The organism is Mycobacterium sp. E2497 (assembly GCF_001668695.1).
Taxonomy (GTDB): domain Bacteria; phylum Actinomycetota; class Actinomycetes; order Mycobacteriales; family Mycobacteriaceae; genus Mycobacterium.
In genome coordinates this window covers 56,391-73,961 of the sequence record NZ_LZKD01000151.1, presented here as the reverse complement: position 1 = coordinate 73,961, position 17,571 = coordinate 56,391, and the positions used below count along the sequence as shown (strand labels likewise).

Annotated in this window: 21 protein-coding genes; 9 read left to right on the top strand and 12 right to left on the bottom strand. The window is 68.7% G+C overall.

Translation table 11 applies throughout. The annotated features are described in order from the left end of the window. Positions 1–1,044 carry a zinc-binding dehydrogenase gene (locus A5713_RS14005; RefSeq protein ID WP_068096292.1) on the top strand — a complete coding sequence of 348 codons (1,044 nt, stop codon included), beginning with the start codon at positions 1–3 and terminating at the stop codon, positions 1,042–1,044. 12 nt (positions 1,045–1,056) lie between these two features. On the opposite strand, the gene A5713_RS14000 is transcribed toward A5713_RS14005, so the two are convergent. Beyond that, positions 1,057–1,947: an alpha/beta fold hydrolase gene (locus tag A5713_RS14000; RefSeq protein ID WP_067923125.1), complete on the bottom strand. Its 891-nt coding sequence runs from the start codon at positions 1,945–1,947 to the stop codon at positions 1,057–1,059. A gap of 29 nt (positions 1,948–1,976) precedes the next feature. After that, complete coding sequence (locus tag A5713_RS13995; RefSeq protein ID WP_068096290.1) at positions 1,977–3,212, bottom strand: sulfotransferase; 1,236 nt, start codon at positions 3,210–3,212, stop codon at positions 1,977–1,979. A 28-nt stretch (positions 3,213–3,240) separates the two neighbouring features. Between A5713_RS13995 and A5713_RS13990 the strand changes: the two genes are divergently transcribed. Then, positions 3,241–3,816: a TetR/AcrR family transcriptional regulator gene (locus tag A5713_RS13990; protein WP_067923131.1), complete on the top strand. Its 576-nt coding sequence runs from the start codon at positions 3,241–3,243 to the stop codon at positions 3,814–3,816. Beyond that, positions 3,813–4,925 carry a DUF1214 domain-containing protein gene (locus A5713_RS13985; protein ID WP_068096288.1) on the top strand — a complete coding sequence of 371 codons (1,113 nt, stop codon included), beginning with the start codon at positions 3,813–3,815 and terminating at the stop codon, positions 4,923–4,925. The genes A5713_RS13990 and A5713_RS13985 overlap by 4 nt, the downstream gene beginning before the upstream one ends. 66 nt (positions 4,926–4,991) lie before the next feature. On the opposite strand, the gene A5713_RS13980 is transcribed toward A5713_RS13985, so the two are convergent. The 4 genes from A5713_RS13980 to A5713_RS13965 form a co-directional block, all read right to left on the bottom strand. Continuing rightward, positions 4,992–6,035 carry an LLM class flavin-dependent oxidoreductase gene (locus A5713_RS13980; protein WP_068096285.1) on the bottom strand — a complete coding sequence of 348 codons (1,044 nt, stop codon included), beginning with the start codon at positions 6,033–6,035 and terminating at the stop codon, positions 4,992–4,994. Continuing rightward, positions 6,035–6,559 (bottom strand): SRPBCC family protein, encoded by a 525-nt coding sequence (locus A5713_RS13975; protein ID WP_197516373.1) that lies wholly within the window; start codon positions 6,557–6,559, stop codon positions 6,035–6,037. Before A5713_RS13975 ends, A5713_RS13980 begins: the two co-directional genes overlap by 1 nt. Before the next feature lie 46 nt (positions 6,560–6,605). Further along, positions 6,606–7,712 carry an acyl-CoA desaturase gene (locus A5713_RS13970; protein WP_068096284.1) on the bottom strand — a complete coding sequence of 369 codons (1,107 nt, stop codon included), beginning with the start codon at positions 7,710–7,712 and terminating at the stop codon, positions 6,606–6,608. Between the two features lie 82 nt (positions 7,713–7,794). Next, a complete protein-coding gene (locus A5713_RS13965) occupies positions 7,795–8,889 on the bottom strand; it encodes a ferredoxin reductase (RefSeq protein ID WP_068096282.1) in 1,095 nt (364 codons plus the stop codon). Positions 8,890–8,986: 97 nt separating this feature from the next. On the opposite strand from A5713_RS13965, the gene A5713_RS13960 reads away from it, so the two are divergent. Further along, on the top strand, positions 8,987–9,634 hold the full coding sequence (locus tag A5713_RS13960) for a TetR family transcriptional regulator (RefSeq protein ID WP_197509211.1): 648 nt from the start codon (positions 8,987–8,989) through the stop codon (positions 9,632–9,634). 55 nt (positions 9,635–9,689) lie between these two features. Here A5713_RS13960 and A5713_RS13955 read toward each other — a convergent pair whose 3' ends face one another. Together A5713_RS13955 and A5713_RS13950 are read right to left on the bottom strand one after the other, a co-directional pair. Continuing rightward, positions 9,690–10,085, bottom strand: coding sequence for a hypothetical protein (locus tag A5713_RS13955; protein WP_068096280.1), 396 nt, complete (start codon positions 10,083–10,085; stop codon positions 9,690–9,692). Positions 10,086–10,132: 47 nt separating this feature from the next. Continuing rightward, positions 10,133–10,738: a GNAT family N-acetyltransferase gene (locus A5713_RS13950; protein ID WP_068096278.1), complete on the bottom strand. Its 606-nt coding sequence runs from the start codon at positions 10,736–10,738 to the stop codon at positions 10,133–10,135. Positions 10,739–10,811: 73 nt separating this feature from the next. On the opposite strand from A5713_RS13950, the gene A5713_RS13945 reads away from it, so the two are divergent. From A5713_RS13945 to A5713_RS13935, 3 genes are all read left to right on the top strand, one after another. Continuing rightward, entirely contained in the window at positions 10,812–11,909 is a 1,098-nt protein-coding gene (locus tag A5713_RS13945; protein WP_068096276.1) for a F420-dependent hydroxymycolic acid dehydrogenase, read from the top strand. A 212-nt stretch (positions 11,910–12,121) separates the two neighbouring features. Beyond that, on the top strand, positions 12,122–12,820 hold the full coding sequence (locus tag A5713_RS13940; RefSeq protein WP_068096274.1) for a GAF and ANTAR domain-containing protein: 699 nt from the start codon (positions 12,122–12,124) through the stop codon (positions 12,818–12,820). Between the two features lie 82 nt (positions 12,821–12,902). Beyond that, complete coding sequence (locus A5713_RS13935; protein WP_068096334.1) at positions 12,903–14,207, top strand: acyl-CoA dehydrogenase family protein; 1,305 nt, start codon at positions 12,903–12,905, stop codon at positions 14,205–14,207. 90 nt (positions 14,208–14,297) lie between these two features. On the opposite strand, the gene A5713_RS13930 is transcribed toward A5713_RS13935, so the two are convergent. Then, positions 14,298–14,753: a MaoC family dehydratase gene (locus tag A5713_RS13930; RefSeq protein ID WP_068096272.1), complete on the bottom strand. Its 456-nt coding sequence runs from the start codon at positions 14,751–14,753 to the stop codon at positions 14,298–14,300. A gap of 294 nt (positions 14,754–15,047) precedes the next feature. Between A5713_RS13930 and A5713_RS13925 the strand changes: the two genes are divergently transcribed. After that, positions 15,048–15,377, top strand: coding sequence for a hypothetical protein (locus tag A5713_RS13925; RefSeq protein ID WP_068096331.1), 330 nt, complete (start codon positions 15,048–15,050; stop codon positions 15,375–15,377). A gap of 117 nt (positions 15,378–15,494) precedes the next feature. Then, complete coding sequence (locus A5713_RS28755; protein WP_197516372.1) at positions 15,495–15,668, top strand: hypothetical protein; 174 nt, start codon at positions 15,495–15,497, stop codon at positions 15,666–15,668. Between the two features lie 33 nt (positions 15,669–15,701). On the opposite strand, the gene A5713_RS13920 is transcribed toward A5713_RS28755, so the two are convergent. The 3 genes from A5713_RS13920 to A5713_RS13910 all read right to left on the bottom strand — a co-directional run bounded on the left by A5713_RS13920 (position 15,702) and on the right by A5713_RS13910 (position 17,542). Continuing rightward, entirely contained in the window at positions 15,702–16,370 is a 669-nt protein-coding gene (locus A5713_RS13920; RefSeq protein ID WP_197516371.1) for a GAP family protein, read from the bottom strand. A gap of 99 nt (positions 16,371–16,469) precedes the next feature. After that, positions 16,470–16,889, bottom strand: a complete 420-nt coding sequence (locus tag A5713_RS13915) for a DUF302 domain-containing protein (RefSeq protein WP_068096270.1) — start codon at positions 16,887–16,889, stop codon at positions 16,470–16,472. Between the two features lie 38 nt (positions 16,890–16,927). Beyond that, positions 16,928–17,542 (bottom strand): DsbA family protein, encoded by a 615-nt coding sequence (locus tag A5713_RS13910; protein ID WP_068096269.1) that lies wholly within the window; start codon positions 17,540–17,542, stop codon positions 16,928–16,930. Positions 17,543–17,571: the final 29 nt, after the last annotated feature.

The following is a 17,571-nucleotide window of genomic DNA, read 5'->3' as shown; positions in this document are numbered from 1 at the left end:
ATGACAACGACGATGCGCGCCGAGCGCTTCTACGCCGACACCAAAAGGGTTGCGCTCGAAGATGTTCCAATACCCGAGCCCGGCCCCGGTGAGGTCTTGGTCAAGGTCGCCTTCTGCGGCATCTGCCACTCCGACCTGAGCCTGATCAACGGCACCTTCCCGGCGCAGCAACCCGTGGTGACCCAGGGACACGAAGCCTCGGGCACCATAGCCAAACTGGGCCCGGAGGTGGCCGGCTGGGCCGAGGGTGACCGCGTCGTGGTCGCCGCCGGCCGGCCCTGCCAACGCTGCGCGAACTGCCGGCGCGGCGACGTGGTCAATTGCCTGCGTATCCAGTTGATGGCCTTCGCCTACGACGGGGCGTGGGCCGAATACACGGTGGCGCAGGCGGCGGGCCTGACCCGGGTGCCCGACAACGTGCCGCTGGAGCAGGCCGCGATCCTGGCCGACGCGGTGTCCACGCCGTTCGGCGCCGTCGTCCGCACGGGCAAGGTGGCGGTCGGCGAGTCGGTCGGCGTCTGGGGCGTCGGCGGTCTCGGCACGCACATCGTCCAGCTCGCGCGGTTGGTGGGCGCCGTGCCGATCGTCGCCGTCGACATCAACCCCGCCGTGTTGGAGCGGGCACTGGCCGTCGGCGCGGACTACGCGTTCGACTCCCGCGAAGACGGGCTGCGGGACAAGATCGCGGACGTCACCGGCGGCCGCCTGCTGGACGTGGCCTTCGACGCCGTCGGCCTGAAGGCGACGTTCGAGCAGGCCCTCGATTGCCTCACCCCGGGCGGCCGGCTGGTGGGCGTCGGGATGAGCGCCGAGGCGCCAACCGTGGGACCGACCTCGCTGTTCGGTCTGACCCGCAAGCAGGTGCTGGGCCACCTGGGCTATCAGAACGTCGACATCGAAACCCTGGCGAAGCTGGTTTCGGCCGGGCGCCTTGACCTTTCACGGTCGATCAGCCGGATCGTCACCCTGGAAGACGTGGCGCACGGCATCGAGATGCTCGAGCGGCAGGAGGGCGACCCCATCCGGATCCTGGTGCGGCCCTGAGCGCGCGGACGCTCAACCTTCGCCGCGCAGGAAAGCCCTGACCCGGTCCAGCACCAGCTCCGGGCGCTGGTCGACGATCCAGTGGCCGACGCCGTCGACCAGCTCCACCTTGAAATCGCTGATGTGGTCGGCATATCCGTCAGTCAGGTCGGGCGTGATGACCGGGTCTTCGGTGCCGGTCAGCCAGCGAACGGGTACCTCGACGCGAGCGTCGTCGTACTCGCCGCGCATCCAGCGCAGCATCTCGCCGGTCTGGAAGCTGCGGTACCACCGCGAACCGGCTTCGGCATGGCCGGGCTGGCGCATGCACTCGAGGTACATGGCGACGTCGTCGTCGGGCAGCGTGAAGCCGCCGCCGACCCAGGATCCCAGCAGGCGGACGAAGCGTGAGTTGGGAGTGCTGATCACCCGCGGGCCGACGACCGGCAACGAAATCGGGATCTGGTACCAGAACCGCCAGACGTTGCGGACCGTCGACAGCCCCCGCTTCACCCAGGGCGCGACGGTGTTCACCCCGAAGAAGCCGGTCACCCTTTCCGGGTGGCGCAGCATCATGATGAACGCCACCGGCCCGCCCCAGTCGTGTGCGACGAGCTTGACCGTCTTCACGTTCAAGCGATCCAGGACGGCCGCCAGATCGTCGGCCATCTCGGCCTTGGTGTAGCTCGAGCGCGGCGCCGAACTCCAGCCGGCGCCGCGCAGGTCGGGGCACAGCACCCGGTAGCCGTCGGCGGCGAGCGGCCCGATCAGGTTGTGCCATTCCCACCAGTTCTGGGGGAAGCCGTGCACCAGCATCACCGCCGGCCCGTCGGCCGGACCCGCGTCCGCGACGTGGATCGTCACCCCGCTTCCCAGATCCACATACCTGTGTTCGACACCGTCCAGCGCGGGCATGGTCACCATGCCAAAAGAAGCTAGCGGGCTGCCGCGGGTTAGGCCAGAAACCGCTCGACATAGGGCGCGAACCGGTCACGCAGGTCGGCCTCGTCCAATCCGAACATCTCGCAGGACGTCGCGACGTTGCCCAGCCGGCCGCGGCGATGGCCGGCGAGGTAGGCGTCGATCGCGGTTCGGGCCTCGTCGGTGAACGGCTCGCCGGCCAGTGCGTACACCCGTTCGGCCACACCGAGCTCGTCGGCCATGAAGTCGTCGAAACGGATGTCGATCGAGCGCTCCGGGCCGATGGTGTCGCGGTCGCGGACGAGCGCGGAGAGCATGTCGTCCAGGCGGTCGATCCACGAGGCCGCGATCTCGGCCACCGGCACGGGCGTTCGGTGCATGCGTGCGGAGTAGGTGATCATCGCGATCATCGACAGCGCCACCGGCACCGGATCGCGGTGCGTGAACACGACGATGCCGCCGGGGAAGACGCGCCTCAGCACCGGCACCTGTTCGAGATGCTGGGGCGACTTGAGCAGCCAGCGCCGCCCGCCGCGCAGGAACTGCATGGCTTTGAGTTGCCGGGCGAGGTAGCGGTAGTGGGGCGTCTGGTCGTGCGCCTGGTAGTAGTCGCGCCAGCGCGGCGCCTCGGCGAGGGTCTCGAAGAGCATCGTCGAGAAGTCGTTGGCGAGCAGCTGGATCTCTTCGTGGACGTGCTCGGTGGTCATCTCGTGCATCAGCGGGAAGTGGGGCATTACGGTGTTGATGACCGAGACCCCGACGTCCATCCGGGTCCGGCGGGGATCGGGCTCGATTCCCGCCTCAGCCGGCAAGGGAAACGGTTCGACGCTTTCCCAGTACGGCATGGTGCGGAACGTGGGCGCCGCGGCGAGCAGGTTGTGCAGGTGGGTGGTGCCGGTGCGGGGTAGGCCGGCGATCACGATCGGCGGTTGCAGTTCGATGTCGTCGATCTCGGGATGCCGGCTCACGAGGTCGGTGAACAGCAGCCGGTTCTTCAGCAGCTGCACCAATTGCGCGAAGAAGTTGACCGCCCCGGCCGCGTGCAGCCCGTCGATGGCCCGCAGGTCGGCGAGGTAGGCCTCGAGTCGTTCCCGATAATCCTGCGGGCCGAAGTCGTGCAGGCCGGTATCGGCACTGGCCCTTGAGTGCAGGACGTCCGCGTCCAGCGGGCAGTCCGGTGCGAGCGAGGCCATCATGTCGAGGATTTGTTGTGCCTCGGGGCTGAAGCGGGGCCGGGCGAGGTCGTCGAGGAGAACGGCGTCGGTCACGGCGACTTATGTTACTCTCGGTTTCGTAATGGTAGTGGATTTTGGCCGGCCCCGTGACCCACGCATCGACGGCGCGGTGCTGAGCGCCACCGTGGAACTGCTCGCCGAGACCGGCTACGCCGGGCTGCTGGTGTCCGCGATCGCCGAACGCGCCGGCACCAGCAAGCCCGCGATCTACCGGCGCTGGCCGAGCAAGGCGCACCTCGTCCACGAGGCGGTGTTCCCCATCGGCGCCGCCACCGAGCTGCCCGATACCGGGTCACTGCCCGAGGACCTTCGCGAAATGGTCCGTCGCTCAATGACTTTCCTGACGACGCCGGCCGCCCGGGCGGCCTTGCCGGGGCTGGTGGCCGAGATGGCCGCCGACCCTTCCCTGCATGCGGCGCTGCTGGAGCGGTTCGCCGGCGTCATCGGCGGCGGCCTGGCCGAGTTGCTGGCGCGCGCCGCGGACCGCGGCGAGGTCCGGCCCGACGTGACCGCCACCGAACTGACCGAGACCATCGCCGGCATCACGCTGATGGGCCTGCTCACCCGCGTCACCGAGCTCGACGACGGGTGGATCGATCGCACCACCACGTTGCTCCTGAAGGGAATCCGCGCATGACGCATGAAACGACGGCCGCGTGGCAGGAGCTGCTGGGCACCCTCGGCACCCTGGACCGGTCCTTCATGGAGGGCGACCGGGCGGTCACCGACGAGCGGCACGTCGCGGACGGGTACCGCATGCTCGCCAGTACGCTCGGCGTGGCCTTCGACGCCTACCTGTTCACCGAGCCGGGCCGGCCCCAGTTCTTCGCCGTGAACACGCCGTTCCGCCGTGACCGGCGCTGGGGCGGCGACAACACCGACGCCTACTACCACCTCTGCCCCGTCGATCCGCAGCGCCGCTACCGCATCAGCGGCAACACGGGTGACAGCGTGTACTTTTCGGTGACCGCCTACAACGAGCCGTCGCCGGGCGCGTGGTCCGACCGGGTGGTCGCGATCGTCCGCGACAGTGATCTGGACGTAGACGCCGACGGCAACTTCTCCTTCGAACTCGGCCCCACGCCGGACGCCGCCGTGCTGATGACCCGCGACTACCAGGCCGACCCGCTGACCGGGCGCCCCGTCACGTGGCGGATCGAGGCGCTCGAGGCGCCGGACCCCATCCGGCACGGCGACGCCGAGACCGCGGCGAGCCTGCGCGCGGCGTCGACCTGGTTGCGCACCATGTTCGCGATCGTGCCGCTGGCGGTCGGGACGCGCGTCGACGAGACGCACGCTCTGGGGCACGAAACCGCACACGCCGCAAACGAATTCGCCGACCCGTACCAGGTCCCCGACGCCAACTTCGGGTGGTCGGCGCGCGACGCCTGCTACTCGTACGGCAGCTTCGTGCTCGACGACGACGAAGCGCTGGTGATCACGCACCGGCCGCCCGCCTGCCGGTTCTGGAACCTGGTGGTGTGGAACCAGTTCATGGCCACCTTCGGCGCCGCCGAGGGCCCCGATGTCCGCTGCTCGATCAACGGCCACAGCGCCACGGTCAACAGCGACGGCTCGGTGACCATCGTGTTGTCCCGCGCACTGACCGGTCACCCGAATTCGCTGACCACGCTGGGCTACCCGCGCGGGAACCTCGCCTTCCGGTGGTTCCTGGCCGACGGGGTGCCGGCGCGGCCCCAGGTGAAGCTGATGAAGGCCGCGCAGGCACCGACCGCCACCACCTAACCCGCCGAGTGTGTGGCCTACGTACGTGAACCGCGTTGATTCCGTCCGTAGCCCCCACACTCGAGATCAGCCGACCGCCGAAACCAGCTCGATGGCCCGGCCCAGGGTGCGCAGCTTGGCCTCCAGCGTGTCGCCGGCCGGATACAGCCGCACCGTGTTCACGCCGGCGTCCCGCCACACCGCAAGCCGGGCGCGCACCATCTCCTCGGTGCCGATCAGCGTCGTGGCCAGCACCATCTCGTCGGTGATCAGCGCGGCCGCGCCGTCGCGATCGCCCCGCTGCCAGCGCTCACGGGCCTCGGCGGCGATGTCGGCCCAGCCCTGCCGGCTGTAGGCCCGGTTATAGTAGTTCGTGCTCGCGGACCCCATCCCGCCGAGGCTGAAGGCCAACCCCTTCTTGCGGCCGGCGACCATCCCGCGCAGTTCGTCCTCCCCGGCGGCGAAGGCGACCTCGGCGCCCTGGCAGATGTCCACGTCGGAGCGCGTGCGGCCGGCGGCGGCTAAGCCCTCGTCCAAGTGCGAGAAGTAGGCTTCGCCCGCGCCCTCGGGGACGAAGCTGGTGCCCAGCCAGCCGTCGGCGATCCGCCCGGTCAACCGCAGCATCGCCGGTGACAGCGCGGCGAGGTAGATGGGGATGGGATGCTCGGGCCGGGTCGACAATCGCATCGGCACGCCCTCACCACCGGGTAGCGGAATGTGAAATTGCTTGCCGGAGTAAGAGATTCTCCCCCCGCTGAATACCTGCCGCACGATCTCGACGGTCTCGGCGATGCGGGCCAGGGGCCGGCCGAACGACACGCCGTGCAGGCCCTCGATCACCTGCGGGCCGGAGGCGCCCAGTCCGAGCAGGAAACGCCCGCCCGACAGGTTGGACAGGGTGATCGCCGTCTGGGCGACCATGACGGGCGAACGAACGCCGACTTGCAGAACGCCCGACCCGAGCAGGATCCGCTCGGTTCGCGCCGCCAGGTAGCCCAGCGCCGACGGCGCGTCGGAGCCCCAGGCCTCGGCCACCCAGCACACGTCGAGGCCCAGCTTCTCCGCCTCGACGACGAAGGTCGCGGTGTCACGACCGGCGGTGGACAACTCGACCGTCGTCGCGGTGCGCATCAGCGCACCCCGTGCTCGGCCAGCCTCTTGATCGCCGCCAGTGTCTTGCCCATCGCGGCCTCGAACTCGCGCATCCGCACGAACACGATCTTCTGCTCCTTGTCGGGCATCGATTCGATGGCCACCGACAGCCCCGAACGCCCCGGACCCATCTGCATCCAGTAGCTCAGCGCCGTGCCGCCGTCGCGGGGGGTCAGCCGGAACCGCCACATCGCCGCGGGGTTGGTGGGATCGCCGACGGCCCAGGCGAATTCGCGGGGCTCGTCGCACGCGACGATCTGCGAGCTGGAGCTCCATTGCCCGAAGGCCTCGTGTGCGTTGTGTCCGATGAAGCAGGCGCCCACGCGCGGGGCGTCGGCACCCTCGGCCCACTCCACGGCTTGCAGCTCATTACTCAGCGTCGGCATCAGCTTGATGTCGGAAACCAGGCTCCACACGCGGGCGGGGTCCGCGTCGATCCACGTCGATGCTTCCACCGTCGGTTTGTCCGCATAGCGCGCGCCGGTCCATTCCACGTCGCCCATTGTCCCCCGCGCGCAAGACCTACGGCGCGGGGGACGCGGCCCGCCGTCAGGCGGCGGCGGGCGCCGGGTCGGCCGATCGGTCGTTCGTCGCCTTGCGCAGCACCGAGTCCGGGAAGGTCAGCCGGACGATCTTGCGGACGACGGTGCCGAACTGGCGCAGCAGCGGGCCGCGGTTGTAGGGGATGCCGTAGCGCTCGCAGATCGCTTGCATCTCGGGCGCGACCTCGGCGTAGCGGCGCGCCGGCATGTCCGGGAACAGGTGGTGCTCGATCTGGTGGGACAGGTTGCCGGAGAGCAGGTGAAAGAGCTTGCCGCCGGTGAGATTCGCCGAGCCGAGCACCTGGCGGAAGTACCACATGCCGCGAGACTCGTCCTTGGTCTCCTCGACGGTGAATTCCTGGGTGCCGTCGGGGAAGTGGCCACAGAAGATGATCATGTACGACCACACGTTGCGCATCAGATTCGCCGAGAGATTGCCCGCGAAGACGAAGGGTGCGAACGGGCCGGCCAGCAACGGGAACGCCACGTAGTCCTTGAGGGTTTGCCGGCGCGTCTTCTTCCAGATCGCGCGCAGCACCTCGCGTTTGTCGGCGAGCTCGATTTCGCCGGAGCGGATGCGCTCGGTCTCCAGTTCGTGCAGCGCGACGCCGTACTGAAACAGCACCATCAGCAGGAAGGCGTAGACGGGGTTACCCAGGAAGTACGGCTGCCAGGGCTGGTCTTCGCTCATCCGCAGGATGCCGTAGCCGATGTCGCGGTCCATTCCCACGATGTTGGTGTGAGTGTGGTGCATGTAGTTGTGGGAGTGGCGCCACTGATCGGCCGGGCATGCGGTGTCCCACTCGAAGGAGCGGCCGGAGATGTTCGGGTCGCGCATCCAGTCGTATTGACCGTGCATGATGTTGTGGCCGATCTCCATGTTGTCGAGGATCTTCGACAATCCGAGCATGGTCGTGCCCAGCAGCCAGGCGGGCGGAAGGAACAGCAACGCGCGGCCGCCGACTTCCAGCGCGCGCTGCGCCTTGATGACGCGGCGGATGTAGTCGGCGTCCTGCGCGCCCAGGTCAGCCATCACGCGCTCCCTGATGGCGTCCAGCTCGCGTCCGAATGCGTCGGCCTGCTCGGGGGTGAGGGTGATCTTGTTCTGTGTCATGGCTTTTCCTCCAAGGAATTGGGTGGCGATCCGCTGCGCCCGGCTTCGCCGCGCTTACGATCGCCACGGGAATGGGTTGTCACTACAGCGACAGCTCGACGTCGCCGACGGGGACCGACACACAGATCTGCACGTCCTCGTCGGGACCGGTCGAGACCGCGCCGGTGATCAGGTTGCGCACCGTTCCGGTGGTCTTCCGTCGGGTGCAGGTGTGGCAGATGCCCATCCGGCAGCCGTTTTCCGGTGTCAGGCCCGCCGACTCCGCCTGGTCCAGCAGCGAGCGTCCGTCGTCGACGACATCGACGCCGCTGTCGGAGAAGCTGACCCGCCCGCCCGAGGGATCCGCCGGCGTATCGAATGACGGCGGCACGAAGCTCTCGGTGCGGACGTTGTCGCAGTGCTTGCGGACGGCGTCGACCAAAGGCGCCGGCCCGCAGACGAACACCGCGTCCGGGGATGGCATCGCGGCGGCCAGATGTGCGGCATCGAACCGGCCGGCAAGGTCACCGCCGCCCGATCGGGTGTAGCCGTGTAGCACCCGGACGCCGCGCAGCGTGGCGAGTTCGTCGCGGTAGCAGGCCTCGGCCGCGGTGCGGGCGTAGTGGACGAACGCGATCTCGCCCGCGTGGCCCTCGGCGACCAGGGTGCGCAGCATCGCCATCACCGGCGTGATGCCGCTTCCGCCGGAAACGAAGAGGATTCGCCGCGGCCTGTCCTTGGGCAGCGTGAAGTCGCCGCCGACACCCGCCAAACCGACCACCATGCCGGGGTGGGCGTGCTCGTACAGGTAGGTCGAGACGAGCCCGCCGTCGTGCCGGCCGACCGTCAGCTCCAGCCGGCTCGCGCCCTCGGCGTTGGCCGGCGAATAGCAGCGGGTGTGCCGGCGGCCGTCGATCTCGACGGTGAGGTTGACGTACTGGCCGGCCTGGACCGTCCAGGCGGACGTGAAGCGCTCGTTCGGGGCGAGGACGAGCGTGACGCTGCGAGCGGTGTTGCGACGGACGCCGGTCACCTTGGCGCGGGCCTCGCCCAGCGTCCAGGTCGGCGCCACCAGCTCGGTGTACCGGTCGACGCCGTGCGGGCCGGTGAGCAGGTCGAGAAGGTCTGAACCCAAGACGCGCTTCCGAAACGTGCGAGCGAGGGCCCGGCCAGAAGTCTGAGCGGTTTGAGTGAACATATGTACACCGTGGGGCCGTACCACCCGGTCAGTCAAGGGTTTACTGCCGCTCTGTGGTAGGGTTCACATAGTGAACAGCCGTACTCCTACCTCACGGGTGCGCGGTTCTGGTCGCGAGCGTGTGCGCGAAAGCCGGTCGCGCGAGGAGCGCAAGGAGGCGACCCGTCGCGCCATCATCGCCGCGGCTCTCAAGCTGTTGCAGGACCGCAGCTTCTCCAGCCTGAGCCTGCGTGAGGTGACCCGTGAGGTCGGCATCGTCCCGGCGGCGTTCTACCGTCACTTCGAGTCGATGGAGGCCCTTGGGCTGGTCCTGATCGACGAGTCGTTCCGGAGCCTGCGCGACACGCTGCGAGACGCGCGCGCCGGCAAGCTCGACCCGAATCGGGTGATCGAGTCGTCCGTCGAGATCCTGGTGGCCAGTGTCGCGCAGCGGCGGGAACATTGGCGATTCATCGCACGCGAACGCAACAGCGGGCTGAGCGTGCTGCGCTATGCCATCCGCACCGAGATCCGGTTGATCACGTCCGAGCTGGCGACCGACCTGGCGCGTTTTCCGCGGTTGCACGAGTGGAGCACCGAGGATCTCAACGTGCTGGCGACCCTGTTCGTCAACGCGATGATCGTCATCGCGGAGGCCATCGAGGACGCGCAGAGCACCGAGGCGCTGGAAGACATCCGGCGGATCGCCGTCAAGCAGCTGCGGATGATCGCGATCGGCATCGCCGGCTGGAAGAGCAGCCCCTAGCCCTAGCGGGCGTCCGTGCACCCCACCGGGAGTGAACAGTCGAACACTGGTCGTCTTACTCGGTGGTCTGTGTGAAGTCCGGCGCCCCGTTCTCGTCGATGACCTCGTAGAGCGACTGGCCATCCTCGGGTGCCCCGTCGATCTGGCCGCGATGCGCGCGTCCGGGCGGGCCGTCGAGGGTCGCGCCCGCCACACCTTCGGCGGTGACGTCGGGCTCCTCTTCGGCGAGCCGGGCATCCAGGGACTCACCCTCGCGCGCTTCCCGTGCGGTCATGCCGAACCGGTTCGCTTCGCTCCAGCCCTCGGGCGGGTCGACGACGATGTCGCCGTCGTCGTTGTGGACCTCGTCGGAGTCGGTGCCTTCGCTCGCGTTCAGGGTGTCACCGGGTCCGCCCTCCTCGGGGAAGTCGGCCGGGTCCACCAGCTCGTCGGCTTGCGGGTTATCGCTCATGCGGGAACGGTTGCCCGCCGGGTTGGGGGGCTAAACGCCGGTGACCGCTAGCGCGGCGTCCGCCACATCGCCCACATGGTCGGGCCGCCGTCGGGCACGACGATCTCGCGGGTCACCGTGAAACCGAAACGTTCGTAGTACGGCACGTTTTCGGGCTTACTCGACTCGAGATAGGCGGGACAGTACTCGGCGTCGCAGCGGTCCAGCCGCGACCGCATCAGCGCCCGACCGAAGCCCCGCCCGCGGACCGAGGGGTCGCTCCCGATCACGGCGAGATACCAGTGCGGCTCTTCGGGATGCGTGCTCTTCATCAGTTCCTGCAGGCCGCGCGCCTTACCCGAACGCAGGCCGAACACCCGCAGAAAAGTCGGGATCATCGCGAGTTCACCCATGCGTGTCTCCCGCCACTGGTGGGGCGGATCCCACAGCGCGGCCGCGCCGATGCCCGGGCCGTCACAGGCCACCTCGACGCCGCCGCACCCCAGGTGGTGATGGCGTGTCATCGTCGCGAACAACCGGTGCAGGTGCGCGGCCCGCGCCCGGGGATCGGGCAGCAGCCAGGTGGTCACGGGGTCGTCGTAGAAGGCCCGGCCGAGCGTGCGTGACAGCTCACGGAGATCGGCCTTGCGCGCCGGGCGGGTCTGGGGACTCACCCGAGTCAGGCTAGCGGGTGACCGACCGCCGCATCAGGGGTGTGAGCGGCCCGGCGTTGGGTACGTTAGTCCGGTGACCGGCGTCTCGCGTCGCGACTTCGGACGGATGGCCGCGGGTGCGGGTGTGCTCGGCACCGCCGGACTTTCCGCCGGCTGCGGGCGACCGGACGCCGACCACGCCGCGCCCGCGGCACCGCCGCCGCCCGCGGCCAAGGCGGTCGGTGTGGTGCTCTCCCATGAGCAGTTCCGCACCGACCAACTGGTGGCGCAAGCCCAGGCGGCCGAACAGGCCGGCTTTGCGCATGTCTGGGCCAGCGACCATATCCAGCCGTGGCAGGACAACGAGGGCCACTCGATGTTCCCTTGGCTGACCCTGGCGCTGGTGGGCAACGCCACCAGCCGCATCTCCTTCGGCACGGGGGTCACCTGCCCCACCTACCGGTATCACCCGGCCGTCGTGGCGCAGGCGTTCGCCTCGCTGGCGGTTCTGTATCCCGGACGCGTCTTCCTGGGGGTCGGAACCGGGGAACGGCTGAACGAACAGGCGACCACCAACGCGTTCGGCAAGTACACCGAGCGCCACGACCGGCTGGTCGAGGCGATCACCCTGATCCGCCAGTTGTGGAGCGGATCACGAACCTCGTTCGCCGGGCGCTATTTTCAGACGAATTCGTTGAAGCTCTACGACAGGCCTTCGGCGCCGCCGCCGATCTTCGTGGCGGCCAGCGGCCCCAAGAGTGCCACAATGGCGGGCCAATACGGTGACGGATGGATCGGGCAGGCCCGGGATGTCACGAATCCCACGCTGCTGACCGCATTCGACTCGGGTGCGCGCGCCGCCGGCCGCGACCCCGGCGCCCTCGGCAAGCGCGCCGAGTTGTTCGCGGTCGTCGGCGACAGCGCCGAGGCGACCGCCGCCGCCGGCCTGTGGCGCTTCACCGCCGGCGCGGTCGACCAGCCCAACCCTGAGGACATCCAGCGCGCCGCACAGGTCAATCCCCTCGACAAGGTGCTGGCCAACTGGACCGTCGGCACCGACCCCGCGCCGCACATCAAGGCGGTGCAAGCGATCGTCGACGCCGGCGCCGTGCCGTTTCTCCATTTCCCCCAAGGGAATCCGCTCACGGCGATCGAGTTCTACCGCACCAACGTATTGCCGAAGTTGCATTGAGCACCCGCGGGCGATACCGCGTTCCCGATATCCACACCGCCGCAAGGTATCTGGCACCACAGCCGGGCTGATGAGGCACCGGCCCGTTTCAAGGCCGCGGGCCCGGGTATCCGTCCCGGCGGTGGCGGCCAGCCGCCGGCATTCGCAACGACAGCAACCGATGATCGGCACCGGAGGCTTACGCACCGGGCGATCGTGGAGAATCCGGTTTCATGGAGTCTGCAGACCCGACGTCGATCCACCGATTGGCCGTGCGCATGGCCGAACTCGCCCGCGACATCGCCGCGCCGCGTTCGCTGGGCCACGTTCTCGCCGACGTGACCACCGCCGCGGTGGAGCTGATACCCGCGGCGGACATCGCCGGGGTGCTGCTGATCAAGGGCGGCGAGGAGTTCGAATCGGTCGCGGACACCGACAGCTTGGTTGCGCAGCTCGACAAGTTGCAGCACGACTTCGGTGAGGGCCCCTGCCACGACGCCGCCCTGAAACAGACGATCGTGCGCACCGACGACCTCCGCGACGAACCACGCTGGCCCCAATACGCGCCGGCGGCCGTGGAACGCGGTGTGCTGAGCAGTCTCTCGTTCAAGCTGTACACCGCTGAGCGCACGGCCGGCGCGCTGAACCTGTTCAGCTTCCGGGCCGACCCCTGGGACACCGAAGCCGAGACCATCGGGGCGGTCTTCGCCGCGCATGCCGCGTCGGCGATCATCGCCGGGCGGCACGGGCAGCAGCTGCAGTCGGCCCTGTCGACGCGGGACCGCATCGGCCAGGCCAAGGGCATCATCATGGAGCGCTACGGCGTCGACGAACTGCGCGCGTTCGACCTGCTGCGCCGGCTGTCTCAGGAGAGTCAGGTCAAGCTCGTCGACATCGCCCAGCGCGTCATCGACACCCGCGGCGACGGCTGATCCGCCGCTGCCGCCATCTACGATGGGGTGGCCTTCATCGACGAAGCCGGTGCGACGCTGCGCCGGGGAACGGGTGGCCACCGTGTGGGATTTCGAAACGGATCCGGACTATCAGGCAAAGCTCGACTGGGTCGAGAAGTTCATGGTCGACGAACTCGAGCCGCTCGATCTGGTCGCCCTCGACCCGTACGACAAGAAGAACGCCGAGATGATGGCGATACTGCGGCCGTTGCAGCAGCAGGTGAAGGATCAGGGGTTGTGGGCCGCGCACCTGCGCCCCGAGCTCGGCGGCCAGGGCTTCGGCCAGGTCAAGCTCGCGCTGCTGAACGAGATCCTCGGCCGTTCCCGCTGGGCGCCGTCGGTGTTCGGCTGCCAGGCGCCGGATTCGGGCAACGCCGAGATTCTGGCCATGTTCGGCACCGACGAACAGAAGGCCCGCTACCTGCAACCGCTGCTCGACGGCGAGATCACCTCGTGCTATTCGATGACCGAACCGCAGGGCGGCTCCGACCCCGGCCAGTTCGTGACTGCCGCGACCCGGGACGCCTCGGGAAATGGGGACTGGGTGATCAACGGCGAGAAGTGGTTCTCCACCAACGCCAAGCACGCCTCGTTCTTCATCGTGATGGCCGTGACCAATCCCGAGTCGCGCACCTACGACAAGATGTCGCTGTTCATCGTTCCCGCCGAGACGCCGGGCATCGAGATCGTCCGCAATGTCGGCGTGGGAGCCGAATCGTCGAAGCGCGCGAGTCACGGCTATGTGCGCTACACCGACGTCCGCGTCCCGCCCGACCACGTGCTGGGCGGCGAGGGCCAGGCGTTCATGATCGCGCAGACCCGGCTCGGCGGCGGCCGTATCCACCACGCGATGCGCACGATCGCCCTGGCGCGCAGCGCTTTTGACATGATGTGCGAGCGCGCCGTCTCCCGTAAGACGCGGCACGGGCGGTTGTCGGACTTTCAGATGACCCAGGAGAAGATCGCCGACAGCTGGATCCAGATCGAGCAGTTCCGGCTGCTGGTGCTGCGCACCGCGTGGCTGATTGACAAGCACCACGACTACCAGAAGGTGCGCCGCGACATCGCGGCGGTCAAGGTCGCCATGCCCCAGGTGCTGCACGACGTCGTGCAGCGGGCCATGCACCTGCACGGCGCGCTCGGCGTCTCCGACGAGATGCCGTTCGTCAAGATGATGGTGGCCGCCGAGTCGCTGGGGATAGCCGACGGCGCCACCGAACTGCACAAGATGACGGTGGCCCGCCGCACCTTGCGCGAATACCAGCCCGTGACAACGCCATTCCCGTCCGCGCACATCCCCACCCGCCGCGCGGAGGCGCAGGCGCGCCTGGCCGAACGTCTCGAGCATTCCGTCGCGGAGTTCTGACCCGGGCGCTCGTTTCGGCGACACTTAAACCACGCACACGACACGCCGCAATGCATCGCCGTAGCTTAAGTCTCGCGACGGCCGCCTGGGTCAGGTGATGTAGCGGACGATGCTCTCGGCCACGCAGGCCGGCTTGGCCGAGCCTTCGATCTCGACGGTGGTCGACATGGTCGCCTGCACGGCGCCGTTGCCGACGTCGTCGACGCTGACCAGCGCCGTCTGCGCGCGCACCCTCGAACCGACCGGCACGGGCGCGGGAAAGCGAACCTTGTTGAGGCCGTAGTTGATTGCGAGCTTGATGCCGTTGACGGTGTAGATCTGGTGCTGCAGGCGGGGCAGCAGCGCCAGGGTCATGAATCCGTGGGCGATCGTCCCACCGAACGGACCCGCGGCCGCGCGTTCGGGGTCGACGTGGATCCATTGGTGATCGCCGGTCGCGTCGGCGAACAGGTTGACGTCTTGCTGGGTGATCGTCACCCAGTCGCTGTGCCCGATCGTCTCGCCGGTGGCGGCGGCGAGGTCGGCCACTGATTCGAAGGTGCGCATTGACGGTCCTCCTTGACTCCGGGTGGTAACCATAGCGCCGTTGCCGCGCCGCCCCACCATCCGGCCCACCCCGTTTGCCCGAGCACCGCGGGGGTAGTCGCGGCTGGGACAGCGGCGTTGCTCCGGGGAAAGGTCACTTCGTGCCCAATGTCGCCGCACACCATGGGGTTTCACAGCAGCCGCCCGCACGCCGACGACACCGACGGCTCGGCCCGGCGCACGCCTGAGGTTGGTTTCGGTGCGGCCGTTCGGGGGAAGCCCTGCGTGAACTGCGAACCGCACGGAGGGAACGGGATGCCTGAACGCAGAAGCCAGACGGTTGAATCCGACGCGCACCAGTCACGGACGCGCGGCGAAGCGGACAACGGGGGCACCCAGACGCGCAGGCGCCCTTCGGAACGAACCCGCAAAACGGAACGCCCGCGCCTCAACATCCCGATCATCGGGCGGGTGCGAGTTCCGCACGCCGATCACCTCGCGTTCTATGGCGGGCTGGCCGCGCTGGCGGCGTTCCAAATCCTCGACTGGCCCATGGCTTTGGTGCTGGGGGCCGGCCAGGCGCTGGCGGAGAGCCAGCACGATCGCGTCGTCCGAGAGTTCGGCGACGCCTTGAGCGACGCTTGAACGGCTGTGCCGGGCGCCCGCTCCATACGGCATCCACCTGGTCGCCAACACCTGGGGTTTGGCACTGCATGGCTGGGGAACCCGTCAGGGATTGGGTGCCGCATCGAAAGGAAGCACATGGCAGATCCGAAGGGCCACAAGACGGAATCCGACGTCGAACCGGAGGCTCACGAGTCTCGCTCACGCGCCGCGGCCGGAGAGGCCGACGGCTCGTACGTCGGGGCGGCCGGTTCGGATGATTCTTTCGACGCCGGGGAGACGGGCGCCGAGGCACGCAGTCAACGCGGCTGACCGACACGGAGCCCCGGTCAGTGATCCACGGTCTCAGGAGAGGCCGTACAGCACAACGGCAAAGCCGGCCAGCACGACGGCCGTGGCCGCGAACGCTCGGTGCCGGCGCTGAATCCACTGCCTGATCCGCTCGAGCTGGGGGTCGATTCGTGGCCCGACGACGAGGTGGGCCAGGACCGGGGCTGCGACGGTCGAACTCGCCAGCGCCGCATAGTAAGCCACCGCCAGCACCGAGCCGGCGGCCGTCATTCGCACGCTGGCGATCTGGGTTCCGACGGCCGCGCTGGCGGCCAGCACCTTGGGGTTGGCCAGCATGGGGAGCATTCCGATCGCGGCCGCGGCCGAAGGCGTTATCCTGCCCACACTGCCTTCCCACCGCAGCCCGCCCGTGGGGTGGGCGCGTCGCCACCAAAGCCAGGTGCCCAATGACATCAGCACCACGCCGGCCCCGACGACCACCCCGTCGGCCCACGCCGGCGCGGGCCCCAGCAGGCCGTCGAACAGTCGCGGGAACTGCATGAACGCCGCGGCGAGGGCGGTCAGCGACACCAGCCGGCCCAGCAAGTAGGCGACACTCGAAGAGTACGGCCGGTCGTTGTGGGCGAGCAGTACCAACGACACGCCGATGGATATGGGTGAGACTGCTACCACGAGTGCCGGTGCGGTCAGCTTAGCCAACACCAGGCCCGAAAGTACCGACACACCAACGCCTTTCAGACGTGCACGAGCGACTCGTCGGGACGTTCGCCGAGCCCCGCGGCCCGCGGTGTCACGGCCTGGCCCGCCCCCCGAAGACCGGCGTCAGGGCGTCGGAGACGGTTGCTTGAGCGCTCCGATCGCGGCCCGCAGTTTGGCGGTGGCCTGGTCCGCGACGTCCTGCAATGCGCCCTGCTCGCCGGTCACCTTGACCATCAACTGGGGATCCATCGCCTCGACGAGAACCGCATCGCCCCGGCTGTCGGGGTCGGTTCGCACCACGACGTTGCATGGCAGCAACTGGCCGATCTGACGGTGAATCCCGAGCGCGCGATGGGCCAACACCGGGTTGCAGGCACCGAGGATGAGGTAATCCTCCATGTCCTCACCGAGCTTCTTCTTCAGCGTGGCCTTGACGTCGATGGTGGTCAGCACGCCGAAGCCCTGCTCGGCGAGGGCTTCCGTCGTCCGATTCACCGCGTCCTCGAACGAGGTGTGCAGCGTGGCGGTCAATCCTGATGTCATTTCTCCTCCTCTTTCAGGTTTTCTCGGTCGCGCGGGCGTCAGCCCGCGGTGCGCGGCCGTTGCAGTTGGGCGAACTGGGGAACCGCGGCCAATGTCGCGACCGCGTCGAACAATGCGATCGAGTCCCCTTCGTCGGGTACCGCGGTCAGGACCGGCCCGAAGAACGCATGCCCGTCGATCTGCAGGATCGGACTGCCGCCGGTTTCGCCGAGCGCATCCTGTGCCGCCTGGTGCCCTCGCCGCACCAGCTCGTCCAGCGATTCGTCCGAGATCGCCCCGGGGAGGGTGTCGCGCACGCCCGCCGCGGTCAAGACGTGGGCGACGAGGTTGTCGTCGAGGGGCTCCGAGCGGTCGATGTATCGCTCACCGAAGGCGAAGTACGCGGCGGCCCACCCGGCGGCGCCCTTTTCCCGCGCTACGGCGGCCATCAACCGGCCGACCTTCCGGGAGTCGCGCATGCGCGCCTGCTGTGGGGGCGGGAGTTCGCGCCCCTCGTTGAGCACCGCCAGGCTCATCAGCTGCCAATCCACCGACACGCCGGTCTTCTCGGCGACGGCGCGCAGCCAACGCGCGGTGTTCCACGAAAACGGACACACCGGGTCCAGCCACAGCGTGGCTTTCGATCCAGCTCGACCCTTGTCGGCGGGGTCCATTGCTCATCCCCCTTCTCGGAGAGGCCGGC

Excerpts from the sequence above, each read along its gene's own strand:
- A5713_RS13980 (WP_068096285.1), bottom strand. The coding sequence starts at position 6,035 with ATGCGCACCGCGACGACGGTCGAGTTGTCCACCGCCGGTCGTGACACC.
- A5713_RS28755 (WP_197516372.1), top strand. The coding sequence starts at position 15,495 with ATGGCAGATCCGAAGGGCCACAAGACGGAATCCGACGTCGAACCGGAG.
- A5713_RS13990 (WP_067923131.1), top strand. The coding sequence starts at position 3,241 with ATGGTAGTGGATTTTGGCCGGCCCCGTGACCCACGCATCGACGGCGCG.
- A5713_RS13910 (WP_068096269.1), bottom strand. The coding sequence starts at position 17,542 with ATGGACCCCGCCGACAAGGGTCGAGCTGGATCGAAAGCCACGCTGTGG.
- A5713_RS13925 (WP_068096331.1), top strand. The coding sequence starts at position 15,048 with ATGCCTGAACGCAGAAGCCAGACGGTTGAATCCGACGCGCACCAGTCA.
- A5713_RS13940 (WP_068096274.1), top strand. The coding sequence starts at position 12,122 with ATGGAGTCTGCAGACCCGACGTCGATCCACCGATTGGCCGTGCGCATG.
- A5713_RS13955 (WP_068096280.1), bottom strand. The coding sequence starts at position 10,085 with ATGAGCGATAACCCGCAAGCCGACGAGCTGGTGGACCCGGCCGACTTC.
- A5713_RS14000 (WP_067923125.1), bottom strand. The coding sequence starts at position 1,947 with ATGGTGACCATGCCCGCGCTGGACGGTGTCGAACACAGGTATGTGGAT.
- A5713_RS13975 (WP_197516373.1), bottom strand. The coding sequence starts at position 6,559 with ATGGGCGACGTGGAATGGACCGGCGCGCGCTATGCGGACAAACCGACG.
- A5713_RS13985 (WP_068096288.1), top strand. The coding sequence starts at position 3,813 with ATGACGCATGAAACGACGGCCGCGTGGCAGGAGCTGCTGGGCACCCTC.
- A5713_RS13930 (WP_068096272.1), bottom strand. The coding sequence starts at position 14,753 with ATGCGCACCTTCGAATCAGTGGCCGACCTCGCCGCCGCCACCGGCGAG.
- A5713_RS14005 (WP_068096292.1), top strand. The coding sequence starts at position 1 with ATGACAACGACGATGCGCGCCGAGCGCTTCTACGCCGACACCAAAAGG.
- A5713_RS13965 (WP_068096282.1), bottom strand. The coding sequence starts at position 8,889 with ATGTTCACTCAAACCGCTCAGACTTCTGGCCGGGCCCTCGCTCGCACG.
- A5713_RS13970 (WP_068096284.1), bottom strand. The coding sequence starts at position 7,712 with ATGACACAGAACAAGATCACCCTCACCCCCGAGCAGGCCGACGCATTC.
- A5713_RS13915 (WP_068096270.1), bottom strand. The coding sequence starts at position 16,889 with ATGACATCAGGATTGACCGCCACGCTGCACACCTCGTTCGAGGACGCG.